Below are 25,252 nucleotides of genomic sequence, written 5' to 3'. Positions count from 1 at the left end.
GGACCCTCGGCCAGCGATGGATACAGCACGCGAGCAGCGGGTCCTCAAATTCTCCATCGGGGTGACGATGGCGGTCAGCGCCATCGGCTTCATCGGTGGCCTGCTGGTGGGATCGCAGGCCATCCTGTTCGATGGCGTCTACAGCCTGGTGGACGTGGCACTGACCCTGGTGGCGCTGTCGGTACTGCGGCTGGTGGCGCGGGAAGAGAGCCCGCGCTTCCAGTATGGCTACTGGCACCTGGAGCCGATGGTGGAGGCGCTTGGCGGGGCGATCCTGTCCCTGGCCTGCATCTATGCGCTGGCCAACTCGGTGATCGGGCTGACCACGGGCGGGCATGAGGTCAAGGCCGGGCCTGCCCTGCTGTGGGCGGCCCTGCTGTGCGTGAGCAACCTGGCGATGGCGGCCTTCGTGCGCACCCGCGCGATGCAGCTGCACTCGGCGCTGCTGTGGCTGGACGTGCGCGCTTGGCTGCTCAGCGGCATGATGAGCCTGGCGGTGGTGCTGGCGTTTGCGATCGCGCTGTTGCTGCGCGATGGCGCGCATGCCCACTGGATTCCCTATCTGGATCCGCTGGTGCTGGCCGCGATCAGCGTGGCGGTACTACCCGTACCGTTGCGCAGTGCATGGAAGGCCATGCGCGAAGTGCTGCAGGTGGCGCCGGATGCGCTGGATGCGCGCGTGCAGGCGGTGATGAAGGACTTCGTCGCCGAACACGGCTATCTGGATTTCACCAGCCACGTGGCCAAGATGGGCCGCATGCGGTTCGTGGAGATCCACATCCTCACCCACCCGGAGACGGTGATCGGCAACATCGGCAATGTGGACCGGCTGCGTGATGAGATCGCCGAGCGCCTGGATGCGCGCGGCAGTGAGTTCTGGTTGACCATCGATTTCACTGCCGATCCGGCCTGGACCTGATCGATCCCTGACCGCGCACTCACGACCGCCCAGCAACGCAGTGGCGCGAAGACGGCCGGTGACGACCCCTGGGCGGGCCTGCACACCGCTATACGAAACGTATATGATGTGTATATACCGTATGAGAGGGGGTGCCCATGGGCATCGTGAACATCGACGACGAACTGCACGACAACCTGCGCCGCGCCAGCGGCGTCTCGGGCCGCTCGATCAATGCCCAGGCCGGTTTCTGGATCAAGATCGGCATGCTGTGCGAAATGAATCCCGGCTCGACCTATCAGGAGATCGTCAACCGTGAACTGCGAGCCGCAGGGGTTGAACCTGGCGCCTTGCGGGTGGCCGAAGCATGATCAAGACCGCTGAAGAACAGGCCTTGATGCGTACCTCCGGGCGCCTGTTGGCCTCGGTGTTCGAAGCGCTCGACACGCTGCCGCTGGAAGGCATGAGCACGCTGCAGGTGAACGACTGGGTCGAGCGCTTCATCGTCGATGAGCTGCAGGCGCGCCCGGCGAGCAAGGGCCAGTATGGCTTCGGCTACGTGCTCAATTCGTCCATCGACAACGTGGTCTGCCATGGAGTGCCGTCGGCCGATGACATCCTGCGCAGCGGCAGCATCGTCAATCTCGACATCACGCTGGAAAAAGGGGGGTACATCGCCGATTCCAGCAAGACCTATCTGATCGGCGAGGTGGATTACGCGGCCAAGCGGCTGGTGCGGGTGACCCGCGAGGCGATGTGGAAGGGGATAGGGGTGGTGCGCCCGGGCGCGACGCTGGGCGACATCGGTTTTGCGATCCAGCAGCATGCCAAGGCCCACGGCTACAGCGTGGTCCGCGAATTCTGCGGCCATGGCATCGGCCAGCAGATGCACGAAGAGCCGCAGGTGCTGCACTACGGCCGTCGCGGCGATGGGCTGGAACTGGAGCAGGGCATGACCTTCACCATCGAGCCGATGATCAACCAGGGCCGTGCTGCCATCGACATGAGCGACGACGGCTGGACCGTGACCACCCGTGACGGCAAGCTCTCGGCGCAGGCCGAGCACACCGTGCTGGTGACCGCCGACGGGGTGGAGGTGCTGACCCTGCGCACGGGCGAGCGGATGCCCGACTGAGGCGGGCATCCGTGGCTGCATCGTGCATCAGCCCGGCGGCGGTCGCACCACGGGTGCATGATCGGCCACGATCCCGCCGACCCAATCGATGAAGGCGCGCAGCGTGGCGCTGACGTGGCGGTTGGGTGGGAAGGCCAGATGCAGTGGCATCGGCGGCAGCTGCCAATCAGCGAACAGGCGCACCAGCTTGCCTTCGGCCACGTGGGCGGCCGCCATGTACTCGGGTAGCCACAGCACCCCCAGGCCGGCCACGCCGGCGGCGAGGTAGGCGTTGCCGTCGTCCACCGCCAACAGGTATTGGCCGTGGACGGTCAGGGACACATCGCAGCGCTGCAGGGTATAGGGCAGCACGCCACCGCCGCGCGCACGGCGGTAGCCGACGATGCGGTGCGCGCTGTTTTCAAGATCGGCCGGATGGGCAGGATGTCCCATCCGGGCCAGGTAGCCGGGCGCTGCATAGAGGCCGGCCTGCAGATCGCCGATATGGCGGGCGATCAGCGACTGATCGGCGATCTGCCCGCCGCGGATCACGCAGTCCACGCTCTCGTCTATCAGGTCCACGTTCCGGTCGCTCACACCCAGATCCAGCTGGATATCCGGGTAGCGCGCCTGAAACCCGGGCAGGGCAGGCACCAGGATCAGACGGGCGAACGGTGCAGGAACGTCGATGCGCAGGCGCCCGCGAGGCGCCGCCGCCGCGGTCGACAGGCTGGTTTCAGCGTCGTCGATGTCGGCCAGCAGGCGGATCACCCGCGCGTAATAGGCCGCGCCGTCGGCGGTGACCTTCACCTGCCGGGTGGTGCGGTTCAGCAGGCGCACCCGCAGCCGCGCTTCCAGTTGCTGCACCAGTTGCGTGATCGTGGTGCGGCTCATGTGCAGTGTCTCGGCCGCCTTGGTGAAGCTGCCCGTTTCCACGACCCGGGCAAAGGCCTGCATCGCATCGAACCGGTCCATCTGCTTTCCACGGGGAGGATGATTGTTTGGATTCTACAAACAATGTTGGGCAGCAGGCCGCGTTTATCCGGTGCCCCCTGCCGGTCTACCGTGGCCTTTCATTCTTGATGGGCCGGTATCGGCCCAAGGCAGAGGGGGTTCATGGCAACACGTGACGTTGTTTTCCCGCCGGGCCGCCAGGCGCTGTACGAGCGCAACCGCTATTCGCCGGCGGTTCGCTCCAACGGCTACCTGTTCGTGTCCGGCCAGGTCGGCAGCCGCGAGGATGGCTCGCCCGAACCCGACCTCGAGGCCCAGGTGCGGCGCGCGTTCGAGAACCTCAACGCCGTGCTCGGCGCCGCAGGCTGCACATTCGAGGACGTGGTCGACGTCACCGTGTTCCTGGTCAATCCCGAAAAGATCTTCGAACGGGTCTGGGCGATCGTGCCCGATTACTGGGGCGAGGCCCCGTACCCGACGCTGACCGGCATCGGGGTGACCTGGCTGTACGGATTCGACGTGGAGATCAAGGTGATCGCGAAGCTGCCGTAGCACGCCTTCACGCGGTGACGGCTGCGCGTTGCCGATAGTGGGCCGTCATCCTGCTTCCTGTCGCGGATCCACATGCCCCTGATTCCCGAGCGCGTCCAGCGCTGGCCCCGGCCGTGGCGCGTGGCGTTGCTCTCGCTGCTGGCGCTGTATGCGCTGTACCTGCTGGCGGGCAACGTATTCCTCAATACGCCGCTGTTCGATGCGGTGACCAACCGCAAACCTGAAAAATTCACGATGCAGACCGGCCCGGCGGTGACCTTGATGCCGGGGCAGGCCGTGGTCTGGAACATCCGCATGCGCGGCCAGGCCAATCGTACCCAGTACGTGTTCCGTGCCGATCGGGCCAGTGCGTGGATCGACCTGCCGGCGCTGTTGCGCAAGGAAGTGCGTATTCCGCGGATCGACGCGACGGGCGTGGAAGCGGAGGTCGAACGGGTCGAGAACGCCATTCCGCCGCCGCCGCGCGGCGACCGTGGCTGGACCCTGCGTTTCGATGCGATCCACAGCGACACGATCCGCAGTGGGCGCTTCGGCAAGCTCCTGATCGTCGGCCAGGGGCACGGGAATGTCGGGTTCCTCAAGCAGCTCAAAGGTGGGCCTTCAGAGCTGTTCGACTCCACCGCCGGCTTCGATGACGCCCAGGTCAGCTTCGATGGCGTGAACGTGCTGGACGATGCCCATATCGCCGCACGGTTCCACTTCCCGCGGCATTACCGTGACGACGCGCCGGGCCTGCAGAAGCTCGGGATCACCTGGGCGCAGCTGCAGATCGACGCGCGCAGCCAGGGGCTGCGCATCGACACCGGCGGCCCGCACGTCAAGGTCGGCAGCGCGGTCTCCAATGCGCGCCTCACTGCCGATGTGACGTTGGAGCAGGGGGCGCTGCGTCCCGGCAGCCGTCTGGTCTGGCGGCTGCCATTGCACGCCGGCGTACACGCAGATGACCGCGGCCTGCTGTCGCTGCAGCTGGACGTGGCGCAGGACATGCGGGTGCAGGCGCGGCTGCCGCGTGACCCGGAGACGGGCAGTGAGCTCAACGCCGATCTCCGCGTGACCGGCCGGAAGATTCCGTTCCAGGCGCCGGCCGAGCTGCTGCCGCGGTTGTCCGGCAAGGTCCAGGGCGCATGGCAGTTCCAGTCGCTGAACTGGATCAGCGACCTGTTCGTGAAAAAGCCGTGGTTCCATCTCGACGGTGGCGGTCTGCTCAAGGCTGACATCATTCTTGCCGACGGCGAGCTCGCACCGGGCAGCACAGTGGATATTCCGCAGGTGGCGGCGGTGGCCGAAGTCGCCGGCGTCCGCATGCGGGGCGATGCCCAGGCGCAGGGCCGGATTGTCGAGGGCACGCCTGCGCAGGCCGAACTGAAGGTACAGATCCCGCGCTTCCAGGCCGCGCCGACCAATGCACCCAAGGCGCTGTTGTTCGATGGGCGGCAGCTTGCGCTGAACCTGCGCGGTGATGCGCGCCTGAAGCAGCTGAGCGACGGCATGCGCGCCCAGCTCCGCTTCACCGATGCGCGGGTACCGGACCTGACCGCCTACAACCGTTACCTCGGCAATGACAACGTGCGCCTGCTCGGCGGGACCGGCCTGCTCAGTGGGGACGTCTCACTGGATGCCTCCGGGCGGGTCGGCAAGGGCAGTGCCGATCTGCGGGGCAGTGGCGCCCGTTTGAGTGTCGCAGGCATCGCAATGCGCGGTGACGCGCAGCTGCAGGCGCGCCTGCAGCGTGCGGATTTCGACAGCCGCCAATTCGATCTGGGCGGCACCACCGTGGAGCTGCGCAACATCCATGTGGGCGATGAAAAGAGTGACGGGCGCTGGTGGGGCAAGGTGGCGATCCGCAGCGGCCACATCGATGCCGCCGCGCCGTTCCAGGTGGATGGGCTGGCCGACCTGCGCCTGCGCGATGCCGGGCCGTTGCTGGGCGTGTTCGCACAGCGCAGTGAGTACCCTCGCTGGGTACTCGGCATGCTGGATTCCGGCGAAGTGCAGGCCAGTGGCCAGCTGCGCTGGCGCAGTGGCGAGCTGATCGTGGAGGACCTGCAGGCCGAGAATGAGCGGCTGTCCCTGCAGGCGCGGCTGGATCTGAGTCATGGCAAACGCCGGGGCGACCTGTACCTGCGCTGGGGTGTGCTGGGCGCCGGCATCGAGCTGCAGGGCGAGCAGCGAAAGTGGCACCTCGCCGGTGCGCGTGACTGGTATGCCGAGCAGCCTCGTCTGCTGCCGGCCACGCCGGCCGCAGCAAAGGCGAGCGACAGCAAACGCTGAGGGCAGGCATCTGCTTCCCCCTTGCCGGGCCCGGCTTGCTATCCTCGCCGCGCCCACTGTCTGGTGACAGCGCGCACTTTGCCCGTCATCGACCCGTCATTCCATGAGCAACAGCACCCACCGCGTCCAAGGCCTCAACAACGATGAGGTGGCCGCCGACTGGCCCGCCATCACCGAACGCGAGGTCAGCTGGCTGCGCGAGCGCTTCGCACCGCTGGCCGGCGCTGGCCGGTTGCTGTGGCACAGCCCGCGGCCGATGTCCGCCGCCGCCATCGTCGAGACCGACGGGAAGCGGGTGTTCGTCAAGCGCCACCATGGCAGCGTCCGCACGGCAGCCAGCCTGGCCGAGGAGCATCGCTTCATCCGGCATCTGGCCGATCACGGCGTGCCGGTGGTCGAGGTGTTGCGTGACCGCGATGGCGCCACGGCGGTGGAGCACGAGGGTTGGACCTACGAGCTGCATAGCGTGGGCCAGGGCCAGGATCTGTACCGCGACGCACCTTCCTGGACGCCGCTGACCGATACCGCGCAGGCGCGCGAAGCCGGACGGATGCTGGCCAAGCTGCACAGCGCGTCGGCCTGCTATCACGCGCCCCAGCGCAGCACCCATCTGCTGGTCGCACGGGATGATCTGATCCGTGCCGCCGACCCCATCGCCGCCATCCAGGCCGATCTTCCGGGTCGTCCCGGGTTGGCTGCCTATCTCGCGCGGCAGGACTGGCAGGGTGATCTGCGGCGGGCCGTTGCGCCGTGGCACGCCGGCCTGGCCGCGCGCCTGCAGGCCGAGCCGCGCCTGTGGGCGCACAACGACTGGCATGTTTCCAATCTGCTCTGGCGCCAGCAAGGAGGTGCCACCGTGGTCGATACCGTGCTTGATCTGGGTCTTGCCTCACCGACCAGTGCCTTGTTCGACCTTGCGACCGCCATCGAACGCAACGCCATTGCCTGGCTGGCGCTGGAAAGCGGCGAGGCGGCCGTGCGCGTGGATATCGCGCTGGCGCTGCTGGCCGGCTACCGCGAGATCGTGCCGCTGTCGGCCGAGCGCGTGCATCTGCTGGCGGATCTGCTGCCCATCGTGCAGCTCGATTTCGCGCTGTCGGAAGTGGAGTACTTCCAGGGCGTGACGCACTCGCCTGCCAATGCCGACGTGGCCTACCACACCTTCCTGCTGGGCCACGCTGACTGGTTCAGCAGCGCGGCCGGGCAGGGCCTGTTGAAGGCGCTGCACGCGGCCGCCTGAGGGGCGGGCTCGCAAATCCGTACCATATGTAGTGAAATAGTCACAGAAGCGGGGGTGCCTGGCGAAACCAGGCTGAGAGAGTCCCTTGGAACCTGATCCGGTTTGCACCGGCGTAGGGAGCTTTGAGCAGCAGGCATACCGCCGTGATGGGTCGGTGCGCGTGCGCGCCTTCGCTTCGTCTCCTCCAGCTGATGACGAATCGAATGAACCGCTGCTTCCGCCCTACGTTGTTGTCCGCCGCCCTCTGCGCCGCGCTGCCCCTTCATGCCAATGAACTCGCCGAGGCGCCCGAGCGCTCGCCGACGGAACTGGCCGCCGTGCGCGTGCAGGCGCATCAGCCGGCAGCCACCGCCACACAGACCGGCAGCTTCGGCGCCGGCGACTGGAAAAGCACGCCGGCCTCGGTGAACGTGCTCGATCGCGACCTGCTGGACAGCCGCCAGGTCCGGACGCTGTCCGAGCTGGCCAGCAATGATGCGTCGCTGGGCGACAGCTACGCGCCGGTTGGTTACTACCAGAACATCGCGATCCGCGGCTTCCCGCTGGATACCGGCACCGGCTACCGCTTCAACGGGCTGGCCATCACCGGTGAACAGCGGCTGGCGCTGGAGAACATCCAGGCGGTGGAAATCCTCAAGGGCGAGGCCGGCCTCGCCGCCGGTGTGATGGCCCCGGGTGGCATCATCAACTACGTGGGCAAGCGCCCGGCCGAGGTCCGCACTGTCACCCTCGGCACCGACTCGGAAGGCTCGCGCTACACCGCCGTGGATCTGGGCCACTGGCTCTCGCCCCGTTTCGGGGTCCGCTTCAATGCCGCCTGGGAAGACAGCGATTCCTACATCGATCATGCCGACGGTCGCCGCAACTTCTATTCGCTGGCCACCGACTGGCTGATCGGCGAGCGCGGCAAACTGGAAGTGGATGCCAACTACCAGACCAGCGCGCAGCGCTCGGCCTCGGGCTATCAGCTGCTGGGGGCCACCGAGCTGCCGCGCGGCGTGGACCGCAAGCACCTGCTGGGCTACCAGGCCTGGCAGCGGCCGGTCGGCATCGACAGCACCAACCTGACGGCGCTGCATACCTTCGATTTCAGTCCGAACTGGCAGTCGCGCGTTTCCGCCAGCTACAGCCGCTCGGTGATCGACGACAACGTCGCCTTCGCCTACGGCTGTTACTACGCTGCCGGCTGTGCGGATGGCAGTGTGCCGGGCAACTACTTTGCGCCCAACGGCGACTATGACATCTACGATTACCGCAGCCCGGACGACACCCGCCGCAACCTGGAATTCCGTGGCGAGCTGCGTGGCCGTTTCGCCACCGGCGAGATCCGGCACGAACTGAGTATTGGCGCGGATCGATTCGAGCGCACCGTGGACAAGCGCCGCAACGTCAACGAGTACGTCGGCACGGCCAACATCCATGATGCACAGGTGCCGCAGTTCGACCCGTCGCCGCTGATGCCGGGCCCGTCCGCGCGGCGCCTGGACAGTGCGCAGACGGCGGTGTTCGCGCTGGACCGGATGAGCTTCGGCGATTGGCAGTGGTTGGCCGGTGGCCGCTTCGTCCGGCTGGACGAGCGTGCCTACGACAAGCGCGGCAATCCCGAGCGGCACAGCCGCCTGTCGCGGTTCCTGCCGCAGACCGCGCTGGTCTGGAAGGCGACCGATGAGGTCAATGCGTACGTCAGCTACGTGCGGGGCATCTCGCTTGGCCAGGAAGCGCCGTTCTGGACCTCCAACGACGGTGCATTCCTGCCGTCCGTGCTGTCGCGCCAGACCGAAGTGGGCATCAAGTACGTGCCCAGCGATGCGCTGACGCTGGGTGCGGCACTGTTCCGCACCTCGCAGCCGTTCCAGTACGCCAGGCCGGACGACAGCGACGCGGGCTACACCTTCGTCGAAGACGGGCAGCAGACCCATACCGGGCTGGAACTCACCGCACAGGGGCAGCTCAGCGAGCGCCTGTCGCTGACCGCCAGCGCCAGTGTGCTGCGCGCCCGCGCGCGCGATGCGGGCACGCCGGATTACGAGGGGCATCAGCTGATCAACGTGCCGAAGACGCGCGCGACCGTGCATGCGGAGTACCAGCTGCCGTTCGTCACGGGCCTGGGGCTGACCGGTGGTTGGCGCTATGCCTCCTCCAATGTGGCCACGGCCGACGGCCGCGTCAGTGCGCCGGCCTACAGCGTGTTCGACGCCGGGCTGCGCTTCAAACACCGGGTGGGTGAGCATCCGGTGGCCTGGACCCTCTCGGTGGACAATCTGTTCAACCGCTTCTACTGGCGTGACACCGGCAGCAGCTCGGGCGACTACTACCTGTTCCCGGGCGCGCCGCGTCAGGCCCGGCTGTCGGTCACCTTCGCGCTATGAACCCGGCCATCCTGGAATGGTCGGCCGCCATCGTCAGCATGCTGGGCGTGTGGCTGATGACGCGGCGGGTGACCCTTGCCTGGCCGGTGGGACTGATCTCGGTCGCGCTGTATGCACTGGTCTTTGTCGAGGCCAGGCTGTACTCGGACACGCTGCTGCAGATCGTGTTCGGTGGATTCCTGGTGTACGGCTGGGTGCGCTGGCGTGGCCAGGTCGAGGACGATGGCCGGGTCGCGATCGTGCCATTGGCGCGGGTCGCCTTGTGGCGTGATCTGGCCATCGGCGTGGTGTTCGGCCTCGCCCTCGGCGCGGCGATGCATGTCTACACCAACGCAGCGCTGCCGTGGCTGGATGCGATGCTCGCCGCGCTGAGCCTGGTCGCCCAGTGGTGGCAGGCGCGTCGGCACACGGCGGCGTGGTGGCTGTGGATCCTGGTCGATGTCGTCTACGTTGGGATGTACATGGTCAAGTCACTGCACGTGACCGCCGTGCTGTATCTGGTCTTTGTCGGGTTGGCGGTGATGGGGCTGCGCGCGTGGACGGCAGCGCGCAACGAGGCGGTGCTCCACAACGCAGCAGGGCGGCACGGATAAGTCCGCGCCGCCCTGCGTCACCTCAGGTCTGCATTGGACCCGGCGCGGTCAGAACCGCGCCGTGGCCCCCACGAAGAAGGTGCGTGCACCGCCGTCGTAGTTGTTGCCTTCCTCGATGGTGGAGACATCGCCGAGGTTGAGCACGCCCGCGCGCACGGTCAGGTGCTCGTTGACGTCGTAGCCGGTGACCAGATCCCAGGTGGTGTACGCCTTGGCGAAGGTGGCGCTGGTGGAGGACACCAGCTGTTCGCCGATGTGCTGCGCGCTCAGGTTGAGCGACCAGGCATCGGTGACCTGCCAGTCCAGCGAGGTGTTTGCGGTCAGCTTGGGCACCACCAGCAGACTCGCACCGGTGGTGCGGTTCTTCGATTCCAGCATGCGCGTGGCGTTGGTGATCCAGTTCAGTCGCTCATGCAGGGGCACGGTGACGCTGGCTTCCACACCGCGGGTGCGGGCCTTCTGGATGTTCTGCGCGACCGTCCACCAGAACCCGTTGACGAAGCTGGTCGTCTGGCCCGGAATCTCGCGCAGCGGAACCTGCTGGATCTTGTCATCGAAATCGGTCAGGAAGTAGGTGGCCGAGGCCGACCAGCCGTTCTTGTCGAAGCCCACGCCCAGCTCGTAGTTGGTGCTGGTTTCCGGTTCCAGGTTGGGATTGCCTGCCATGTAGCAGCCGGTGGTGCCGTCGGCGCTGACCGAGCGGTTGGACCACCCTTCGGCGGTCAGGGCGGTGCAGCCGTTGCCGCCGGACTGTGTCGCGGCGCCGGCCGTGCCCTGCTTCAACGTCGGCGCACGGAAGCCCTGCGAGACACCACCACGCACGGTCCAGTCATCGGACGGGTGCCAGACGCCGTAAACGCGTGGGCTGAGGTTGTCGTCGTAGTTGTCGGTGTTGTCCCAGCGCAGGCCCACGGTCAGGATGAAACGCTCGTGCAGGGTGATGTGGTCTTCGGCGAACAGCGCCCAGGAGTCGGCTTCACTGACCGGGCTGATCCGGCCCGTGCCGGTCCAGGTCACCGGCACCGTCCCGATGGTATCGCCGTTCTTGAGCTCCTCGCGCTTCCACTGGCCGCCCACGTTCAAGCTCTGCTCGAACCCCCAATGGAAGCTGCGGGTGAACGCGGTATCGAACACCGTCTCCTTGGAGTGGTTACCGACAGCGCTGCCCTTGTCTTCGTAATCGTTCTGCACCAGCGTCGTCTTGGACGTGGCGGCATCGCCGTAGCGACCATCGTGCATGACCACATAGCCGGTCTGCACCAGCTTGGACAGGCCCCAGGCGCCGACGTCCCCAGCGCCGCTGTTTCGCTGCTCGCCGCGCGAGGCTTCGAAGCCCACGGTGTGGTCATCGTTGATGCGCCAGTTGAGCAGGGCATTGGCGTTCTCGGCCTTGTTGCCCGGCGTCTGCCGCCGCCCGGTGTCCGATTCCCGATTGGTCACGTTGGCACCGACGCGCAGGCCCAGATTCTCGGTCAGCGGGCCACTGAACAGCGCGCCCATCTGGGTGGTGTCACCGCGGGTCGGGGAATCCGGCTTGCTGTAGTTGTAGGTGACCGAGCCACCCCATTCGTTGGCGATCTTGCGGGTGATGATGTTGATCACGCCGCCCATCGCGTCCGAGCCGTACAGCGAGGACATCGGCCCGCGCACCACCTCGATGCGCTCGATCATGTCCGGCGAGAGCCAGTTCAGATCCTGCGGACCCAGGTCATCGCGGTAGTTCACGCCGGAGGAATTGCCCTGGCGGCGGCCGTCGATGAGGATCAACGTGTACTGCTCGGGCAGGCCGCGCAGGCGGATCTTGGACTGCGCGCCGGACAGCGCATAGCCACCGGTCACGCCGGGAACGGTGCTCAGCAGCTGGCCGATGCTGCTGACCGGCTTGCGTTCGATCTCCTCGCGGGTGATCACGCTGATGCTGGCCGGGGCGGCCTTGATCCACTGCTGGGCGCCGGTGGCGGTGACCACGACCGTATCCATCTGGCGGGGCGAGGCGGCGGCGTCCGCCGAAGCATCGGCATGCGCCTGGGCGGTCAGCACCAGGCCAATGGCAATGGCCAGGGTGGCGGCGGAACGACGGGGAGAGGGGGAGGGGTGCGACATCGCGAAAATACTCCGTGGCTATGGGAGCCCGCTGGCGATGGCTGGGGACGTCCGTGTGGGGGTTTCAAGAAATCTTAACAATCGTATCACGAACCATTCGCATTTGAAATGTAGTGATACATCTCCACAACATCGGATGTCGTTAGCGTTGCGCGCTGTCTATCACAGGAAAACCATGCCGACCGAGCGAATCACTCCACCAGGGTCAATTGCCGGGCAAAGCTCGGCCGCAAGGCCAGCTTGTGGGTGACGCTGGTGATCGTGCGGCGCGGATCGGTCGGATGCGGCCGGGAGGCCGTACTGCTCCTGCCCTGGCGCCACAACCCGAACATCACGATCTCCGCACCCACCGGGAAAGACTTCAGCCACGCAGCATCGGTGTGCCCGACGCTGACTTCGTAGAAATCCCGGCGGTCGGTCACACCGGTGTGCTGATACTTCGGAGCACAGTTGAGGAAGGTGACGCCATGGGGATCATCGGGCTGCGGCGTGCGATGCGACCGCACGGTCCCGAGCAGCGCCATCGGCAGCTCGCTCGATGCTGAGCCAAGCCGTTCCCATGCCGCGTCGTAACGCTCCTGCCAGTAGAGGAAATTCGTCCAGTCCACCCGCTTCTTGCCCAGGCGCAGGGTCAGCTGCGCGGCCAGCAGCGTGTCGTCCTCGCACATCGCCTGCAGCGTGAGCAGGTCGGAGAGGGTGCGCAGGTAACCGTCCAGCGGTGCGTCTGCCAGCAGCGTCGGGCCCGCACTGCCGCGTTTCAGGGCGTGTTGGAGGATGAGCAGGCGAAGCTCGTGCGTCCCATCATCCAGGGTCGTCAGAAACTCGGGATCGGCTCCGGCGGCAAGCAGGGCCTGCAGATGGGCGGGCGCGTTGTAGCGACACCCGGGCAGATGCCCGCTGCCTTTGTTCAGGGCGAGGTAGGCGGGCAAATGGAGGGGCGGGGCGCGGTCCACGCCGGGCCTGCTGTGCTCGGGAACGAATCTCACCGGCACGTTGCACCCATCGCACAGCAGCGTTGGCAGGGTCTGTTGCGCGTCATGACGCTTCTGCAGGTCGCCCACCCGGTGCAGGGTGCCGTGCGTGCCCACTGCCTTGCGCATCTTGATTCCGCGACTCATCTGCAACCACTGCTTCGTTCAATGGCGACCATCATAGTCGCTTCGATCAGTCACCCTGCGTGGCGAAGCGCAGCCGGTTGTGGTCCGGGTCGATCACCATCATTTCGCGCCCGCCCCATGGCACATCTGCCGGCGGTCGGAAGACCGGCGCGCCGGCCGCAACGAACGCGGCATGCAATGCGTCCACGTCAGGCACATGAAAATACACGGCGCCTCCCGGCTCGCAGTCGCCGGTGTGTTCGCTGAGGAACATCTGCTGGCCTTCACGGCTGATCTGCACGAACAGCGGCATGTCCGGTGCGAAGCGATGTTCCCAGTCGATCGCGAACCCGAGCCGCTGGTAGAACGGCACGCTGATCGCGGCATCGGTCATGCGCAGTTGCGGAATGACGGTCTGGGGCATGCGTGCGGCCTCAGCCAGGATAGGACGGGAAGCGCTGATCGGGGTGGGTCTTCTTCCATTCGGTATGCGCGACCGTGCCTTCCCAGGACAGGAAAGCATTCGGCACGCGCCCGCGGCCCGACCAGGTGGCGCCGCTATGCGGCAACCAGAAACGGGGCGGCAGATCTTCCTTCGGGGCCTTGGCGGCCTTGGAGGCTTTCCCGCGCCTGGCCGCAGGCGCGGTGTCCAGCAGCGCCCGGATCCGTCGCTGCTGCTCGGGGCTGAAATCGGCATAGCTGGTGGTCAGCAGTACAGTCACCCGCTCATAGGCCTCTTTGGTCGCCGCCTTGAGCAGCGCCTGCTCGTCCAGTCCCGACCGCGCGACCGCCGCTGCCAGGCGGGTACTCATCGTTGCTGCGGAGGGGGCGGTGGAAGGCGTACGGGGCATGGGATTCCAGGGAGGAGGGGCTGACGGAGGGCACCATAACAAATGCGTACGTGAAGCGGCCGATGGCGTAACACGCCCTGCCCACGAAACCTGAACAGGGGGTTGGTTCATCCGTGGGTACGCAATGTTCCGGCAACCTTCGGCGACCAGATTCGATTCAACACCGTTCCCCAGGAGCAACCCACCATGATCACCTCGACCCTTCTCAGTTTCCGCGGCCTGGCCCTGGCAGTGGCGTTGACCGCTGGCGTGACCGCGGCAGGCAATGCGGATGCGATGTCGCGCAAGGACAAGAACACGCTGGTCGGCGCCGTCGTGGGCGGCGTGGCCGGGCACGTGCTGTCCAACGGTGATCCGCTGATGACCGCCGGCGGAGCAGTGGCCGGTGGCGCCATCGGCAACGTGACCACCAAGGACCGTCGCGACAACCGCAATCATCGCTACGACCGTGATCGTCGCTATGACCGTGGCCACCGCTACGAGCGCACCAGCCATCACGATCGCCGCCATGACCAGCGTCGCTGGAACCAGGACCGCCGCAACCACAATCGCGGCTGGCGCTGATCCCCGCGGTGTCGCCCGGGCCCGGCGCGCCAAGCCTGCGTATCCGGCGCCTGGGCGCCCGCTGGGTGGCTGCGCGGCGCGCGCCATGAGATAGCGCGCCAGCGGCACGTCATGACATCGCGGGCTGGGGTGGGTTACCGTCCGGATCTGACGCAGCGCGGGTGCTGTCAGGGAGAGGCCGGAGATGAGGGCAGGGAAGTCCACAGCGGAACGGGCAGGGCTGCAGCGGCGCCTTGCACGGCGATACAGCGTTGCTGCCGCCGTTGCAGCCAGCGTCCCCGGTCTCTGGCTGATGCCATGCATGGCTGCGACCCAGCGTCCGCCGGTGGGCGTGGAGGAGGCGCTGGCCCGCATCGCCACCGTGGCGGACGCACCCGCCTCCACGCAGGCCGCACAGGCGCTGTGGCGCATGCCGCTGGACGCGCCGGTGATCGTGCATGACCGCGCCTCCGGGAGCAGTTGGCGCAGAGACTCCGCCACAGGGGCCGCGCTGCCTGTCGTACTGCGGAATGACCAGCCGCCCGCCAACACCTGCATCACGATCGATGGCGCCCCTGCCGTCCTGCTGCTTCTGCCGCTTCCCGGCGACCGGGACGGATTGGCGACGCTGTTCTGGCACGAGCAGTGGCACTGCGTGCAGGCGGCCCTCGGTCTGCCTGCCGCCGAGGGCGACACGGCACACCTGGATGGGGAGGCCGGTCGCACGGCGTTGCGGCTGGAGATGCGCGCGCTGGCGCAGGCACTTTCCACGCGCGACGAGCACCAAGCGCGCCAGCATGCGGCAGCAGCGCTGGGCTACAGGGCTCTGCGTGCGGATTCCGCGGCACCGCCGACGCGCGCGCTGGACGAAGAAGCGAAGGTGGAGCGCAATGAAGGCCTGGCCGAGTACACGGGACGCGCGATCGCTGCGGCCACCCACGGTGGCGATGCGACAGCTGCCGCCGTAGGTGCACTCGCCAAGGCGGATGCGTCGCAGAGTTTCGTGCGTTCGACGGCGTACGTGACCGGGCCCGCGTACGGACTGCTGCTCGACCGATGGTCGCCAGCGTGGCGCCGCGCGGTGTCTGCGGGCACGACGTTGCCTGCGCTGCTGGCGGATGCGCTGGGCGTCGCATGGCGTGGGGCCGGCATCGCACAGAACGATGCCGGCTATGGCGCCGATGAGGTGCGCGCAGAGGAACGCGAGCGAGCAAAAGAGCGGGAGCGACGCAGTGCCGGCTATCGCGAGCGTTTCCTCGGCAACGATGCGGTTCGTCTGCCCCTGCGCAACCCGTCGATCTCCTTCGATCCCCGCTCGCTGTTCCCGCTCGATGATGCCGGGACGGTCTATACGCCGCTGACGGTGCGGGATGAGTGGGGCGAGTTGACGGCAGTATCCGGGGGGCTTCTGTCCAGGGATTGGGCGTTGCTCAGCGTGAGCGGCGGCGTAGTGGACGGCGCGGGTTCCAGATGGACGGGACCAGGCTGGACGCTCGTACTCGGCGAAGGATGGCGCCTGGAGCGGGGCGGCGACGGGTGGGGTTTGACGAAGGGGTGGGGATCGGGCGTGGGCGATCCGGGCGACGCGGGTGAGTGACGTATCGGACAGTCAAATTCGTACGACCCTGCCGGCGAGGTAGGGCGTGCACATGCCGTTGGCAACGCGGGATTGCGTGACAGTCACGACGACCACGCGGCGTTGGCGGCTCTGCTGGAACGGGCGGCAGGCGATGCGTGCGGAGCAGTGGCGTGGCCTTGCCTTTGCCATGTTGTCGCACCTGAAACGCGTTGCGATGGACGTGCAGCTCAGCGGCGAACCCTGATCGGAAGCGTTCAGTTTCTTCACGTTCCCTCTACGTCTTTCGGCTTCAACTGAACCCCGGTCATGGCTCTGGCGATGAGGCCGCTATCGTCCGAACACCCCATACGAAGGAGGCAGTGCAATGTTCCTGACAAAACAGCAACTGACAACGGCGCGTACGCTGACAGTGGCGTTGATCGCGACTGTGGGCCTGAGTGCCTGCGCTACGTATAAAGACGAGTTCGCCACCATCAACTCCCGCTTGGATCAACTCGACACGAAGGTGCAGGGCGCCGCCCAGAGTGCCGAGTCGGCCAACCAGTCGGCGCAGCAGGCCAACCAGCGTCTGGATCAGATCGAAGGTCGCGTCCAGCAGCTCGAACAGGCGCCCCGCCGCAAGCCGCGCGGTTGATCGCTTCTGCACCGTTTGTGTGCAACGTCTGAATCGGCGACCGGTGGCCTGTGCAGGCCACTGGTCTCCGTTGGTCGTGCAATGTCTTTTGCAAGGAAGTGTCCCATCCGTACGCACTCATCTCCTGCCGTCCTGGCCCTTCGCGGGGCGCTGACCCTCGCGCTGGCGTTCGCGAGCATTGGCGTGGCCAATGCCGACGAGGCTGTCGCGAAACCGGCCGCCGCCGTCGATGAACTTCCGCCGGGCCAGGAAGTCTCCAACACCGTCATTGACCTGGCCGGCTGGGTTGTCGCCACCAAGGACAGCCAGGGCTATCCGTTCGCCATCATGGACAAGGCCGCTGCGCAGATCCTGGTCTTCGACGGCGAAGGCAAACTTCGCGGCGCCGCCCCCGGGCTGTTCGGCTCGGCCACCGGTGACCATATCGCGCCCGGCATCGCCGGACTCGCCCTTCGCGAAATTCCAGGCCGGGATCGCACGACGCCCGCCGGGCGCTTCGTGGGGGGCTTTGGGCCGTCCATCGATGCGGGCCGCGTCCTGTGGGTCGACTACGATTCCGCCGTCTCCATCCACCCCACAGCGACAGGTGTCCCGAAAGAGCGACGGGCCGAGCGCCTGGCATCGGCGTCACCGGACGACAATCGCGTCACCCATGGCTGCATCAATGTCTCGCCGGCGTTCTACGCGCAGATCATTGAATCCACGTTCCAGCGGGGCGGGGTGTTCTACGTGCTGCCCGACAAGGCATCGATAGCCGAAACGTTCCCGGAGTTCGCGAAGAGTCGCGAGGCGACCCAGGGCGATGAGGGAGCCCGCGCGGGTCCTGCCGGCAAGTAATGCGTCGTCACGGCGCATGGCGTTCAAAATGCGCCAGCAGCGCCGCCAGGTGCGGCGTGTCGACGACAGCGGCGACGTAGCCGTCGGGCCGGATCAGCAGCCAGTCACACGCGTCCAATCCATACGCATCGGCGAAGCAGCCCTGGGTATCGCGCAGATCGCCGCGGTGGCCGATGATATGGACATGCAACCCCTTTCTCGACGGTGCTGCGCCGCGGTCCGCTTCGTGACCCAGCAATGTCCAATGCGTTCCGCGCAGCACCTCGAACAGGCGCACACGCTGTCCACCCGCGCCCTGCAGCGGCGCATCCGGCGCCCGGTTGCCCGACGCGATGCGTCCGCTGCGGGCCTCGGCAGGCAGCGTGAGTGACGATTCAGCATAGGCGAGATCGAGCTGCTGGACGTCGCGCCCGCGGCGGTTGTCGCCGCGCTGGGCCTGGGCGAGCAGCGTCGTGGCAAGCCCGAGCATCGAGGCTGCAATGGGGCGGCGCTCTTCCTCGTAGGTATCCAGCAGGGCCTGCGGCGCACCCTTCAACACCGCGGCCAGTTTCCAGCCGAGGTTGTAGGCGTCCTGGGCGCTGGTGTTCAGGCCCTGGCCGCCCGTGGGCGGATGCGTGTGGGCGGCGTCGCCGATGAGGAACACGCGGCCGTCGCGGTACCGGTCGGCCAATCGCGCGTTCATCCGGTACGCCGAGGCCCAACAGACATCGAGCACCGCGAGATCATTGCGGCCGGTACGCACGCGCACCATGTCCGCCAGCCCGTCGACGGAAAGGTCCACGTCACCGTCGAGCGGTACGGGGGCCTGCAGCTGGAACAGCGCCGTTCCCATCAGCGGGCACAACGAGATCCGCCGCTGCGGGTCGTCTTCGTTGAAGTTGTGCCAGGCATCGCGCGGCAGACCGTGCAGCACGATGTCGGCCACCACCGCTCGCACGCCCAGTGTTTTGCCCGGGAAGCCGATGTCCAGTGCCTGGCGTACGAAACTCCGACCGCCGTCCGCGCCGACCAGGTAGCGCGTGCGCACGGTCTGCTCGCCCGTTGGCGTGGCAAGGCGGACGCTTACGCCGTTGGCGTCCTGTTCCAACCCGATCACTGCGTGCCCGAACTCGACCCGGTGGCCCAGCTCGGCGAGGCGATCGCGCATCACGGCCTCGGTCAGGAACTGCGGCACCATCAGCGGCCGCCGATAGGGTTCGGCCGGTGTTGCCGGGGCGGCCTCGATGACCGCGGCGTCCGTGCAGGTGCTATCGGCATGGTGCGACCGCGAGACTGGATAGAGGCCGCCGGCGGCGAACAGCCTGTCGACGATGCCCATGTCCTCGAAGATTTCCTGGCTGCGCGGTTGGATGCCCTTGCCACGTGAGCCATGGAAGGGCTGTTCCCGCTGCTCCACCAGGCGGAATGTCACGCCGCGGCGGGCCAGTTCGATGGCCAGGGTGAGGCCGGCGGCGCCGGCACCACAGATCACTACATCAGGGGTATTGCCCATTGTGCCGCTCCAGGTGTGTGTAATATGCACTTACTTGGAGGGGATGCTATGCCTGCGAAAAATAAGGTGCAAGATACACATAATTCTTCCGCATTGAAGTCGCTGCACCTTTCCATGGTCAGCCTCGCCAGCGTGATGAACCGGCCGCGCAATGATGAGCGGCTGATCCAGGAGGCCGGGGTAACGCTGGACCAGGCCCTGTTCCGCCTGCTGGTGGTGATCGAGCGGGTCGGGCCGATCGGAGTGGTTGAGCTGGCCGATCGGCTGGGCCGCGACTACACCACCATCAGCCGGCAGGTCGCCAAGCTGGCGGCGATGGAGCTGGTCACGCGTCGTGGCAACCCCCAGGACCGCCGTATCCGGGAGGCGACCATCGCCCCGAAGGGCAAGGAGATGACCGATCGGCTGGACGCCGCACGCGAGCGGATCGGTCGTGAGATCTTCGCGTCGTGGCCCGCGCAGGAGGTATCGGAGCTGGTGCGTTTGATGGCAAAGTTCGCCAGCGCGCTGGAAGCCCGTGAGCGGGAGCCGTAACGACGCAGCGCAGATTTCAGCCCACCGCCCGTCGCTTGGACGCCCCTGTCAGACCCTCAAGGCATCACACGTGAAAGGATTCCTGCTTCTTGCCCTGCTCACGGTCGCGTCCTCGACCGCCCATGCCATCGTCATCCGCGACGACGTGGACGATGCGCGGTACCGCGTTCCCGCCACCGAATTTCCCGCCCTCGTGGACATGCCCGGCGAAGGCCACGGTGCGCTGATCGCACCGCAGTGGGTGCTCACCGCCGCGCACACGCTGCCGATGCATGCCGACCTCAAGCAGGTGGTGATCAATGGAAGTGCCCGGGACGTCGAGCGCGTCGTCACCCATCCCGGCTATCGCACGCTGCCGCAGACGTTGATCGACCAGGCCATGGCCAGTGGCGAGGCGATGCTGATCGTGGTGTTTCTGGCCTCGGGCGATGATGTTGCCCTGATCAAGTTGAAGACGCCCGTCACCGACGTCGCGCCTGTTGTGCTTTACAGCGGCAGCGACGAGGCCGGTCAGGTGGCAAAGATCCTGGGGAAGGGCGCGACGGGTACCGGTGCTACCGGGCACTCTCCCAACGGCCCCAATCGCACTGAGCTCCGGCGTGCATTCAACCGGATCACCAGTGCCTACGACCGCTGGCTCTGCTATGTCTTCGATGCACCACCAGAAGCGGTGCCGCTCGAGGGTGCGCTGGGCAACGGTGACAGCGGTGGCCCCGTGCTCGTCGAGCACGATGGCCAGTGGCTGCTGGCCGGGCAGGGGTCGTGGAAAGTCGTCCAGGGCAATGTGCTGACGGCCCGGCCCGGGCGCTATGGGCAGGTGACCTGCAATGTGCGCGTGAGTCACTATCGGGACTGGATTCAACGTGTGATGGCCGGGCAGCCTTAGATGGCGTTGGAAGAGGGTACCTGGCCGACCAGGTATCACCGCGTGGCGCAAGGTCAGCGGCGATGCCAGGGCTATGATCCAAGGAAGGACATCAGCAAAGGAGCACCACGCACATGGACGTTGTAGAACCGCTGGAGGTGCTTCGCACGTCCGTACGCCGCCTCACTCTGTTGACTATCGCCCTTGGACTGCTTGTTGCAGCCCTGGCGGTGGCAGTCATCGCATTGTCGATGGCGCCGCGCGGAACACTCACCGTTGATGAACTCCGTGCCCATCGCGTCGTTGTGCTGGATGACCAAGGCGTAATGCGTGTTGAGGTGGGCCAGGATGCAGTTGATGCCGGAAGGCGATCGCGCACTGCCGGTGTGTGGCTGTACGACGCCAAAGGCGATGAACGCGGTGGGATGGCAACCCACGAAGATGGCCTGGTAGCTCTTGCCTTCGATGCCCCGGTGGGGAAGGGCGAGGATCACCTGCGTGATCGCCTGAGCCTGCGCGTGAATGCCGACGGTGCTTCCCAGGTGCTGCTCACGGACAACCTGACCCGCGGCATTGTCGGTCTTCTGTCCGACGGTGCAGGCAACGGCGGGGTGGAGACGTATCGCTGGGACATGGATGCCAAGCTCATCCACCGCCGTTACATCACGTTCGATCAGGACGAGCGGCAGCAGCGCCCGTTGGGTGAGCCGCTGGCGCAATAGGCCGTCATCGCTCATGCCCACGCAGCGCCGCGTGCTCGACCGGGATCGAGAGCTGCTGGCTCACCTCGGATCGAGCAGACGCCGGGCGTCCCCCGGCGCCTGCGTCATGCTTTGCGGTCAGCCCGCCTGACCCAACCGCACCTTCAGCTGATCGATCTCCGCCTCGCTGACGCCGATGGATTTCAAGTAGCCTTCGGCACCGCCGTACTGCTGATGCAGGTCACCAGGAACAGCTCCATGTTCTCCGGTGTGGTGCCCGACATGCCGGCCATCTTCCTGCCGATCTCCGGGCGGAGCCCCTGCTCTGTACTGTGGAGTGATCCCAGCGATTTAACGCCACGGTACGGCCAGGTGCGCACACTGGTCTGGTCTGCACTGTCCCTCATGCACCGCAACCGGAGATCCCATGTCCTTCAACGCCCTCCTTGCCACCAAGACCGGCGATGCCATCAGCGCCGGTGTCGTCCAGTTGACCGAGCAGGACCTGATGCCCGGCGACGTCACCGTGGCCGTGGAGTACTCCACGGTGAACTACAAGGATGCCCTCGCGCTGAGCGGTCGCTCACCCGTGATCCGTACCTTCCCGCTGATCCCCGGTATCGATCTGGCCGGTGTGGTCGAGACCTCCAGCCATCCCGGTTACGCCGCTGGTGACCGTGTGCTGGTCAACGGCTGGGGGTTGAGCCAGACCCACCACGGCGGCTATGCGCAGAAGGCACGCGTGCCCGGCGAGTGGCTGGTGAAGATCCCCGAGGCGTTCACCAGCCGCGATGCGATGGCGATCGGTACGGCCGGCTACACCGCGATGCTGTCGGTGCTGGCGCTGGAGCATGGCGGTGTATCACCGGACCAGGGGGACATCCTGGTGACCGGTGCCAACGGCGGTGCCGGCTCCATCGCCATCGCGCTGCTGTCCACACTTGGCTATCGAGTGGTGGCATCGACCGGCCGGCTGGAGGAGTCCGCCTACCTCAAGGAACTGGGCGCCGCCGAGATTCTTGACCGCGCGACGCTGTCCGAGCCGGGCGCGCCGATCGCCAAGGAACGCTGGGCCGGTGCGATCGACGCGGTGGGCAGCCATACGCTGGCCAACGTGCTGGCGCAGACCCGCTATCGCGGCGTGGTCGCCGCCTTCGGATTGGCCCAGGGGGCCGATCTGCCGGGCTCCGTGCTGCCCTTCATTCTGCGCAATGTGACCCTGGCCGGTATCGATTCGGTGAACGCGCCGTATTCCGCACGCGAACAGGCGTGGACGCGCCTGGCGGCGGATCTGGATCTGGGCAAGCTCGCCCGCACCACGCAGATGATCAGTCTTGCCGAGGTGCCGGCGCTGGCCGGCCAGATGCTGCAGGGGCGGGTGCAGGGCCGCACCGTGGTCGACGTCAACGCCTGAGGCGTGAATGCCCATGGTAGCCACCGCGGGTGACCGGCATACCGGCGAAGGTGCGGAGGCGTCAGGGTGCCTTCTTGGCGGGGATCCGGCGGAGGACATCTTCCCCTCGACCGCCGTGTCATCGCGCATGCGGAAGATCCAGACGTAGTCGTTGTGATACGGCTTGCCGTCCAGGGCTATCAGCGTAGCGGCAGCCGGCTCATCGGCGGATCTCCCCGCGGAGCGTGGTGGTGCCGAAGATCAACTGCTGGGCCATCGGCCGGCCGATGAAGCGGGCGGGGAAGATCGGTGCCGGTGCACTGGCCTCATCCAACCGGGCCAGATGCGCCTCGCTGAGGACGATCTCCAGCGCGCCGAGGTTGTCTTCGGCCTGCGCGACGGTACGGGCGCCGATGATCGGCGAGACCACGGCCGGATTGACCAGCGTCCAGGCAATGGCCACCTGCGAGCGCGTCACGCCCAGCTCCTCGGCCACCTCGCCCACTACCGTGGCAATCGCCAGCGAGCGTTCGTTGAGATGGCCGATCGACGCGATCACGCCCTTGCGACTGCTCGCCACGTCCGCACTGTTCTCATCGGAGAGATCGGCGTGGGTGTACTTGCCGGTCAGGATGCCACCGCCGAGCGGGGACCAGGGCAGCACGCCCAGCCCCATGGCCTGGGCCATCGGCAGCAGTTCGTGCTCCACGGTGCGCTCGACCAGGCTGTACTCGATCTGCAGCGCGACCAACGGCGACCAGCCGCGCAGATCGGCCAGCGTCTGCAGTTCGGCCACGCGCCAGGCCGGGGTGTTGCAGATGCCCAGGTACTGCACCTTGCCCGTGCGGACGAGATCATCCAGCGCGCGCATCACTTCCTCCGGACCGGTGGTGAAGTCCCAGGCGTGCACGTACAGCAGGTCGATGCGGTCGGTAGCAAGCTGGCGCAGGCTGGCTTCCACCGAGCGCACCAGGTTGTAGCGGTGGTTGCCCCCGGAATTGATGTTGGTGGCATCGCGCGCCATCGTGAACTTGGTGGCCAGCACCAGGCGGTCGCGCTGGGCCTTGGCGAAGCGGCCGAGGATGCGTTCGGATGCGCCATTGGTGTAGTTCACCGAGGTGTCGATGAAATTGCCGCCGCGGTCGACATAGGCATCGAAGATGCGCCGGGCTTCGGCGTCGTCCGCGCCCCAGCCCCAGTCGGCACCGAAGGTCATCGTGCCCAGCGACAGGGGCGAGACGCGCAGGCCGGAACGGCCGAGCAGGCGGTAGTGATCAAGCGAGGTGGGGGAGGTCATGCGGTTGTTCTCCGGGGTGGGCAGCGATTGCCTGCGTGGACGCCCAGTGTTCCGCCGTGGTGCCCGGAGCCGGTAGCACCGTCCTCCGGGAAACTTGCACGATCGTCCGAAGGCAAGGGAAGATAGAGCGGCCGCGCAGGCGCGCGTCCGGAGACCAAGGCATGCCCTCGCTTGACCTGTTCCGTGATGCCATCGCCCGGCATGCCCCGCGCGACGGCACCTTCGAGTGCCGGTTGCCCGGCGTGAAGCTGATCCGATGCAGCACGCCGACGCTGCCGATGCCGGTCATCTACGAGCCGACCATCTGCTTCGTGGCCCAGGGCCGCAAGCGTGCGATGCTCGGCACCAGCATCTATTACTACGATCCCACCTGCTACCTGATGGCCTCGGTGGGGCTGCCGGTCATGGGCTCGGTGATCGAGGCAACGGCAGCGCAGCCGTATCTGAGCCTGCAGCTCGATCTGGACGCGGCGGTGCTGGGCGAGCTTGCGCTGCAGTACCCGCGGCCCGCTGCTGAGCACCGGGCAGCCGCGGGTCTGTCGCTCGGCGCGATGACGCCCGGGCTGCTGGATGCCACCACGCGCCTGGTCTGCTTGCTGGATTCACCGGAAGACGCCGGAGCACTGGGCCCGCTCGCATTGCGCGAGATCCTTTACCGGCTGCTGCGTGGCCCCGATGGCGGCGTGCTGCAGGCGATGACCCTCAACGACAGCCGGCAAGGACAGATTGCCCGCGCGATCCTGTGGATCCGCACGCACTTCCGGGAGGCCTGCCGGATCGAAGAGATCGCCGGGATCGCGGGCATGAGCCGTTCCAGTTTCCATGCGCACTTCAAGGCGGTCACGGCGATGAGTCCGCTGGATTTCAGGACGCAGCTGCGGATGCAGGAGGCGCGGCGACTGATGGTCAGTGATGGCCTGGATGCGGCCGGGGCCGGTTTCAACGTGGGCTATGAAAGCCCTTCGCAGTTCAGCCGGGACTACTCACGGCTGTTCGGCTTGCCCCCGGCGACCGATGCCCAGCGGCTGCGGTTGGCGGAGGGGAGGAGCTGCGGGACACCGTAGTGTAGCCGCACTCCCATGATGCCCGCGCAACTGCGGGCGGCCGCCGTCAGACCGGTGCGAAACCGCGGGTGGTCTTCTTTTCATTCTTTTCCGCCTTCTTTTCCTTGGCGGTCTTGGCAGGTTTCTTTTTCTGCTCTTTCTGTTGGTTCAGGCCTTTGGCCATGATGACGCTCTCCAGGTGGGTTGCAACGGGGCGAGCATGGCACATCCGGTGTCGGCCGGCGCATCGGCGTGCGATGGGCGCCCTGGAGTGAACCCGGGGGGCGGCCGT

The 25,252-nt window shown here is 66.8% G+C and carries 24 protein-coding genes and 1 riboswitch; of the genes, 17 read left to right on the top strand and 7 right to left on the bottom strand.

All coding sequences use genetic code 11. The features are described from left to right. Positions 1-16: 16 nt before the first annotated feature. The 3 genes from OC373_RS01075 to map all read left to right on the top strand — a co-directional run bounded on the left by OC373_RS01075 (position 17) and on the right by map (position 2,033). Complete coding sequence (locus tag OC373_RS01075) at positions 17-919, top strand: cation diffusion facilitator family transporter (protein ID WP_261996835.1); 903 nt, start codon at positions 17-19, stop codon at positions 917-919. A gap of 137 nt (positions 920-1,056) precedes the next feature. Then, the gene (locus OC373_RS01070) at positions 1,057-1,269 is read left to right on the top strand and encodes a ParD-like family protein (protein WP_019185031.1); all 213 of its coding nucleotides are present in this window, start codon (positions 1,057-1,059) and stop codon (positions 1,267-1,269) included. Continuing rightward, positions 1,266-2,033, top strand: a complete 768-nt coding sequence (gene map, locus OC373_RS01065; protein ID WP_261996834.1) for a type I methionyl aminopeptidase — start codon at positions 1,266-1,268, stop codon at positions 2,031-2,033. Before OC373_RS01070 ends, map begins: the two co-directional genes overlap by 4 nt. Positions 2,034-2,060: 27 nt before the next feature. Here the strand turns inward: map and OC373_RS01060 are convergent, their stop codons facing one another. Further along, positions 2,061-2,987 (bottom strand): LysR family transcriptional regulator, encoded by a 927-nt coding sequence (locus OC373_RS01060; RefSeq protein ID WP_261996833.1) that lies wholly within the window; start codon positions 2,985-2,987, stop codon positions 2,061-2,063. 141 nt (positions 2,988-3,128) lie between these two features. Here OC373_RS01060 and OC373_RS01055 point away from each other — a divergent pair, with 141 nt between their 5' ends. The 5 genes from OC373_RS01055 (at position 3,129) to pnuC (ending at position 9,991) form a co-directional block, all read left to right on the top strand. Further along, positions 3,129-3,518, top strand: coding sequence for a RidA family protein (locus OC373_RS01055; RefSeq protein WP_261996832.1), 390 nt, complete (start codon positions 3,129-3,131; stop codon positions 3,516-3,518). Between the two features lie 72 nt (positions 3,519-3,590). Continuing rightward, positions 3,591-5,789, top strand: coding sequence for a hypothetical protein (locus tag OC373_RS01050; RefSeq protein ID WP_261996831.1), 2,199 nt, complete (start codon positions 3,591-3,593; stop codon positions 5,787-5,789). A 103-nt stretch (positions 5,790-5,892) separates the two neighbouring features. Beyond that, positions 5,893-7,029: a phosphotransferase gene (locus OC373_RS01045; RefSeq protein ID WP_261996830.1), complete on the top strand. Its 1,137-nt coding sequence runs from the start codon at positions 5,893-5,895 to the stop codon at positions 7,027-7,029. Between the two features lie 40 nt (positions 7,030-7,069). Further along, positions 7,070-7,165, top strand: a riboswitch (TPP riboswitch). Positions 7,166-7,232: 67 nt separating this feature from the next. Continuing rightward, positions 7,233-9,398, top strand: coding sequence for a TonB-dependent siderophore receptor (locus OC373_RS01040; protein WP_261996829.1), 2,166 nt, complete (start codon positions 7,233-7,235; stop codon positions 9,396-9,398). Beyond that, a complete protein-coding gene (pnuC, locus tag OC373_RS01035) occupies positions 9,395-9,991 on the top strand; it encodes a nicotinamide riboside transporter PnuC (RefSeq protein ID WP_261996828.1) in 597 nt (198 codons plus the stop codon). Before OC373_RS01040 ends, pnuC begins: the two co-directional genes overlap by 4 nt. Positions 9,992-10,039: 48 nt before the next feature. Here pnuC and OC373_RS01030 read toward each other — a convergent pair whose 3' ends face one another. The 4 genes from OC373_RS01030 to OC373_RS01015 all read right to left on the bottom strand — a co-directional run bounded on the left by OC373_RS01030 (position 10,040) and on the right by OC373_RS01015 (position 14,003). Next, positions 10,040-12,094 (bottom strand): TonB-dependent receptor, encoded by a 2,055-nt coding sequence (locus tag OC373_RS01030; protein WP_261996827.1) that lies wholly within the window; start codon positions 12,092-12,094, stop codon positions 10,040-10,042. A gap of 191 nt (positions 12,095-12,285) precedes the next feature. Further along, complete coding sequence (locus OC373_RS01025) at positions 12,286-13,212, bottom strand: hypothetical protein (protein ID WP_261996826.1); 927 nt, start codon at positions 13,210-13,212, stop codon at positions 12,286-12,288. A 46-nt stretch (positions 13,213-13,258) separates the two neighbouring features. Continuing rightward, positions 13,259-13,615 (bottom strand): VOC family protein, encoded by a 357-nt coding sequence (locus tag OC373_RS01020; RefSeq protein ID WP_088433407.1) that lies wholly within the window; start codon positions 13,613-13,615, stop codon positions 13,259-13,261. A 10-nt stretch (positions 13,616-13,625) separates the two neighbouring features. Then, positions 13,626-14,003, bottom strand: coding sequence for an H-NS family nucleoid-associated regulatory protein (locus tag OC373_RS01015; protein WP_261996825.1), 378 nt, complete (start codon positions 14,001-14,003; stop codon positions 13,626-13,628). Positions 14,004-14,228: 225 nt separating this feature from the next. On the opposite strand from OC373_RS01015, the gene OC373_RS01010 reads away from it, so the two are divergent. From OC373_RS01010 to OC373_RS00995, 4 genes are all read left to right on the top strand, one after another. After that, positions 14,229-14,606, top strand: a complete 378-nt coding sequence (locus OC373_RS01010) for a glycine zipper 2TM domain-containing protein (RefSeq protein ID WP_261996824.1) — start codon at positions 14,229-14,231, stop codon at positions 14,604-14,606. 301 nt (positions 14,607-14,907) lie between these two features. Beyond that, positions 14,908-16,182, top strand: coding sequence for a hypothetical protein (locus OC373_RS01005; RefSeq protein ID WP_261996823.1), 1,275 nt, complete (start codon positions 14,908-14,910; stop codon positions 16,180-16,182). Positions 16,183-16,528: 346 nt separating this feature from the next. Next, complete coding sequence (locus tag OC373_RS01000) at positions 16,529-16,798, top strand: membrane protein (RefSeq protein WP_019185050.1); 270 nt, start codon at positions 16,529-16,531, stop codon at positions 16,796-16,798. Positions 16,799-16,879: 81 nt separating this feature from the next. Continuing rightward, positions 16,880-17,635 (top strand): hypothetical protein, encoded by a 756-nt coding sequence (locus OC373_RS00995; protein ID WP_261996822.1) that lies wholly within the window; start codon positions 16,880-16,882, stop codon positions 17,633-17,635. A 7-nt stretch (positions 17,636-17,642) separates the two neighbouring features. Here OC373_RS00995 and OC373_RS00990 read toward each other — a convergent pair whose 3' ends face one another. After that, complete coding sequence (locus OC373_RS00990; protein ID WP_261996821.1) at positions 17,643-19,127, bottom strand: FAD-dependent oxidoreductase; 1,485 nt, start codon at positions 19,125-19,127, stop codon at positions 17,643-17,645. A gap of 114 nt (positions 19,128-19,241) precedes the next feature. On the opposite strand from OC373_RS00990, the gene OC373_RS00985 reads away from it, so the two are divergent. The 4 genes from OC373_RS00985 (at position 19,242) to OC373_RS00970 (ending at position 22,641) form a co-directional block, all read left to right on the top strand. Further along, a complete protein-coding gene (locus tag OC373_RS00985; protein WP_261996820.1) occupies positions 19,242-19,661 on the top strand; it encodes a MarR family transcriptional regulator in 420 nt (139 codons plus the stop codon). Between the two features lie 70 nt (positions 19,662-19,731). After that, positions 19,732-20,547, top strand: a complete 816-nt coding sequence (locus OC373_RS00980) for a trypsin-like serine protease (RefSeq protein WP_261996819.1) — start codon at positions 19,732-19,734, stop codon at positions 20,545-20,547. Positions 20,548-20,660: 113 nt separating this feature from the next. Next, on the top strand, positions 20,661-21,248 hold the full coding sequence (locus OC373_RS00975; protein WP_261996818.1) for a hypothetical protein: 588 nt from the start codon (positions 20,661-20,663) through the stop codon (positions 21,246-21,248). 406 nt (positions 21,249-21,654) lie between these two features. Continuing rightward, positions 21,655-22,641, top strand: coding sequence for an MDR family oxidoreductase (locus OC373_RS00970; protein ID WP_261996817.1), 987 nt, complete (start codon positions 21,655-21,657; stop codon positions 22,639-22,641). Between the two features lie 199 nt (positions 22,642-22,840). On the opposite strand, the gene OC373_RS00965 is transcribed toward OC373_RS00970, so the two are convergent. Then, entirely contained in the window at positions 22,841-23,917 is a 1,077-nt protein-coding gene (locus OC373_RS00965; protein WP_261996816.1) for an aldo/keto reductase, read from the bottom strand. Between the two features lie 161 nt (positions 23,918-24,078). On the opposite strand from OC373_RS00965, the gene OC373_RS00960 reads away from it, so the two are divergent. Beyond that, a complete protein-coding gene (locus OC373_RS00960) occupies positions 24,079-24,981 on the top strand; it encodes an AraC family transcriptional regulator (RefSeq protein WP_261996815.1) in 903 nt (300 codons plus the stop codon). Positions 24,982-25,252 lie beyond the last annotated feature (271 nt).

Source organism: Stenotrophomonas sp. Ste96 (genome assembly GCF_024519495.1).
Classification (GTDB): Bacteria; Pseudomonadota; Gammaproteobacteria; order Xanthomonadales; family Xanthomonadaceae; genus Stenotrophomonas; species Stenotrophomonas bentonitica_A.
The sequence above is the reverse complement of the archived record's forward strand: the minus strand, read 5'-3'. Positions and strand labels throughout refer to the sequence as shown.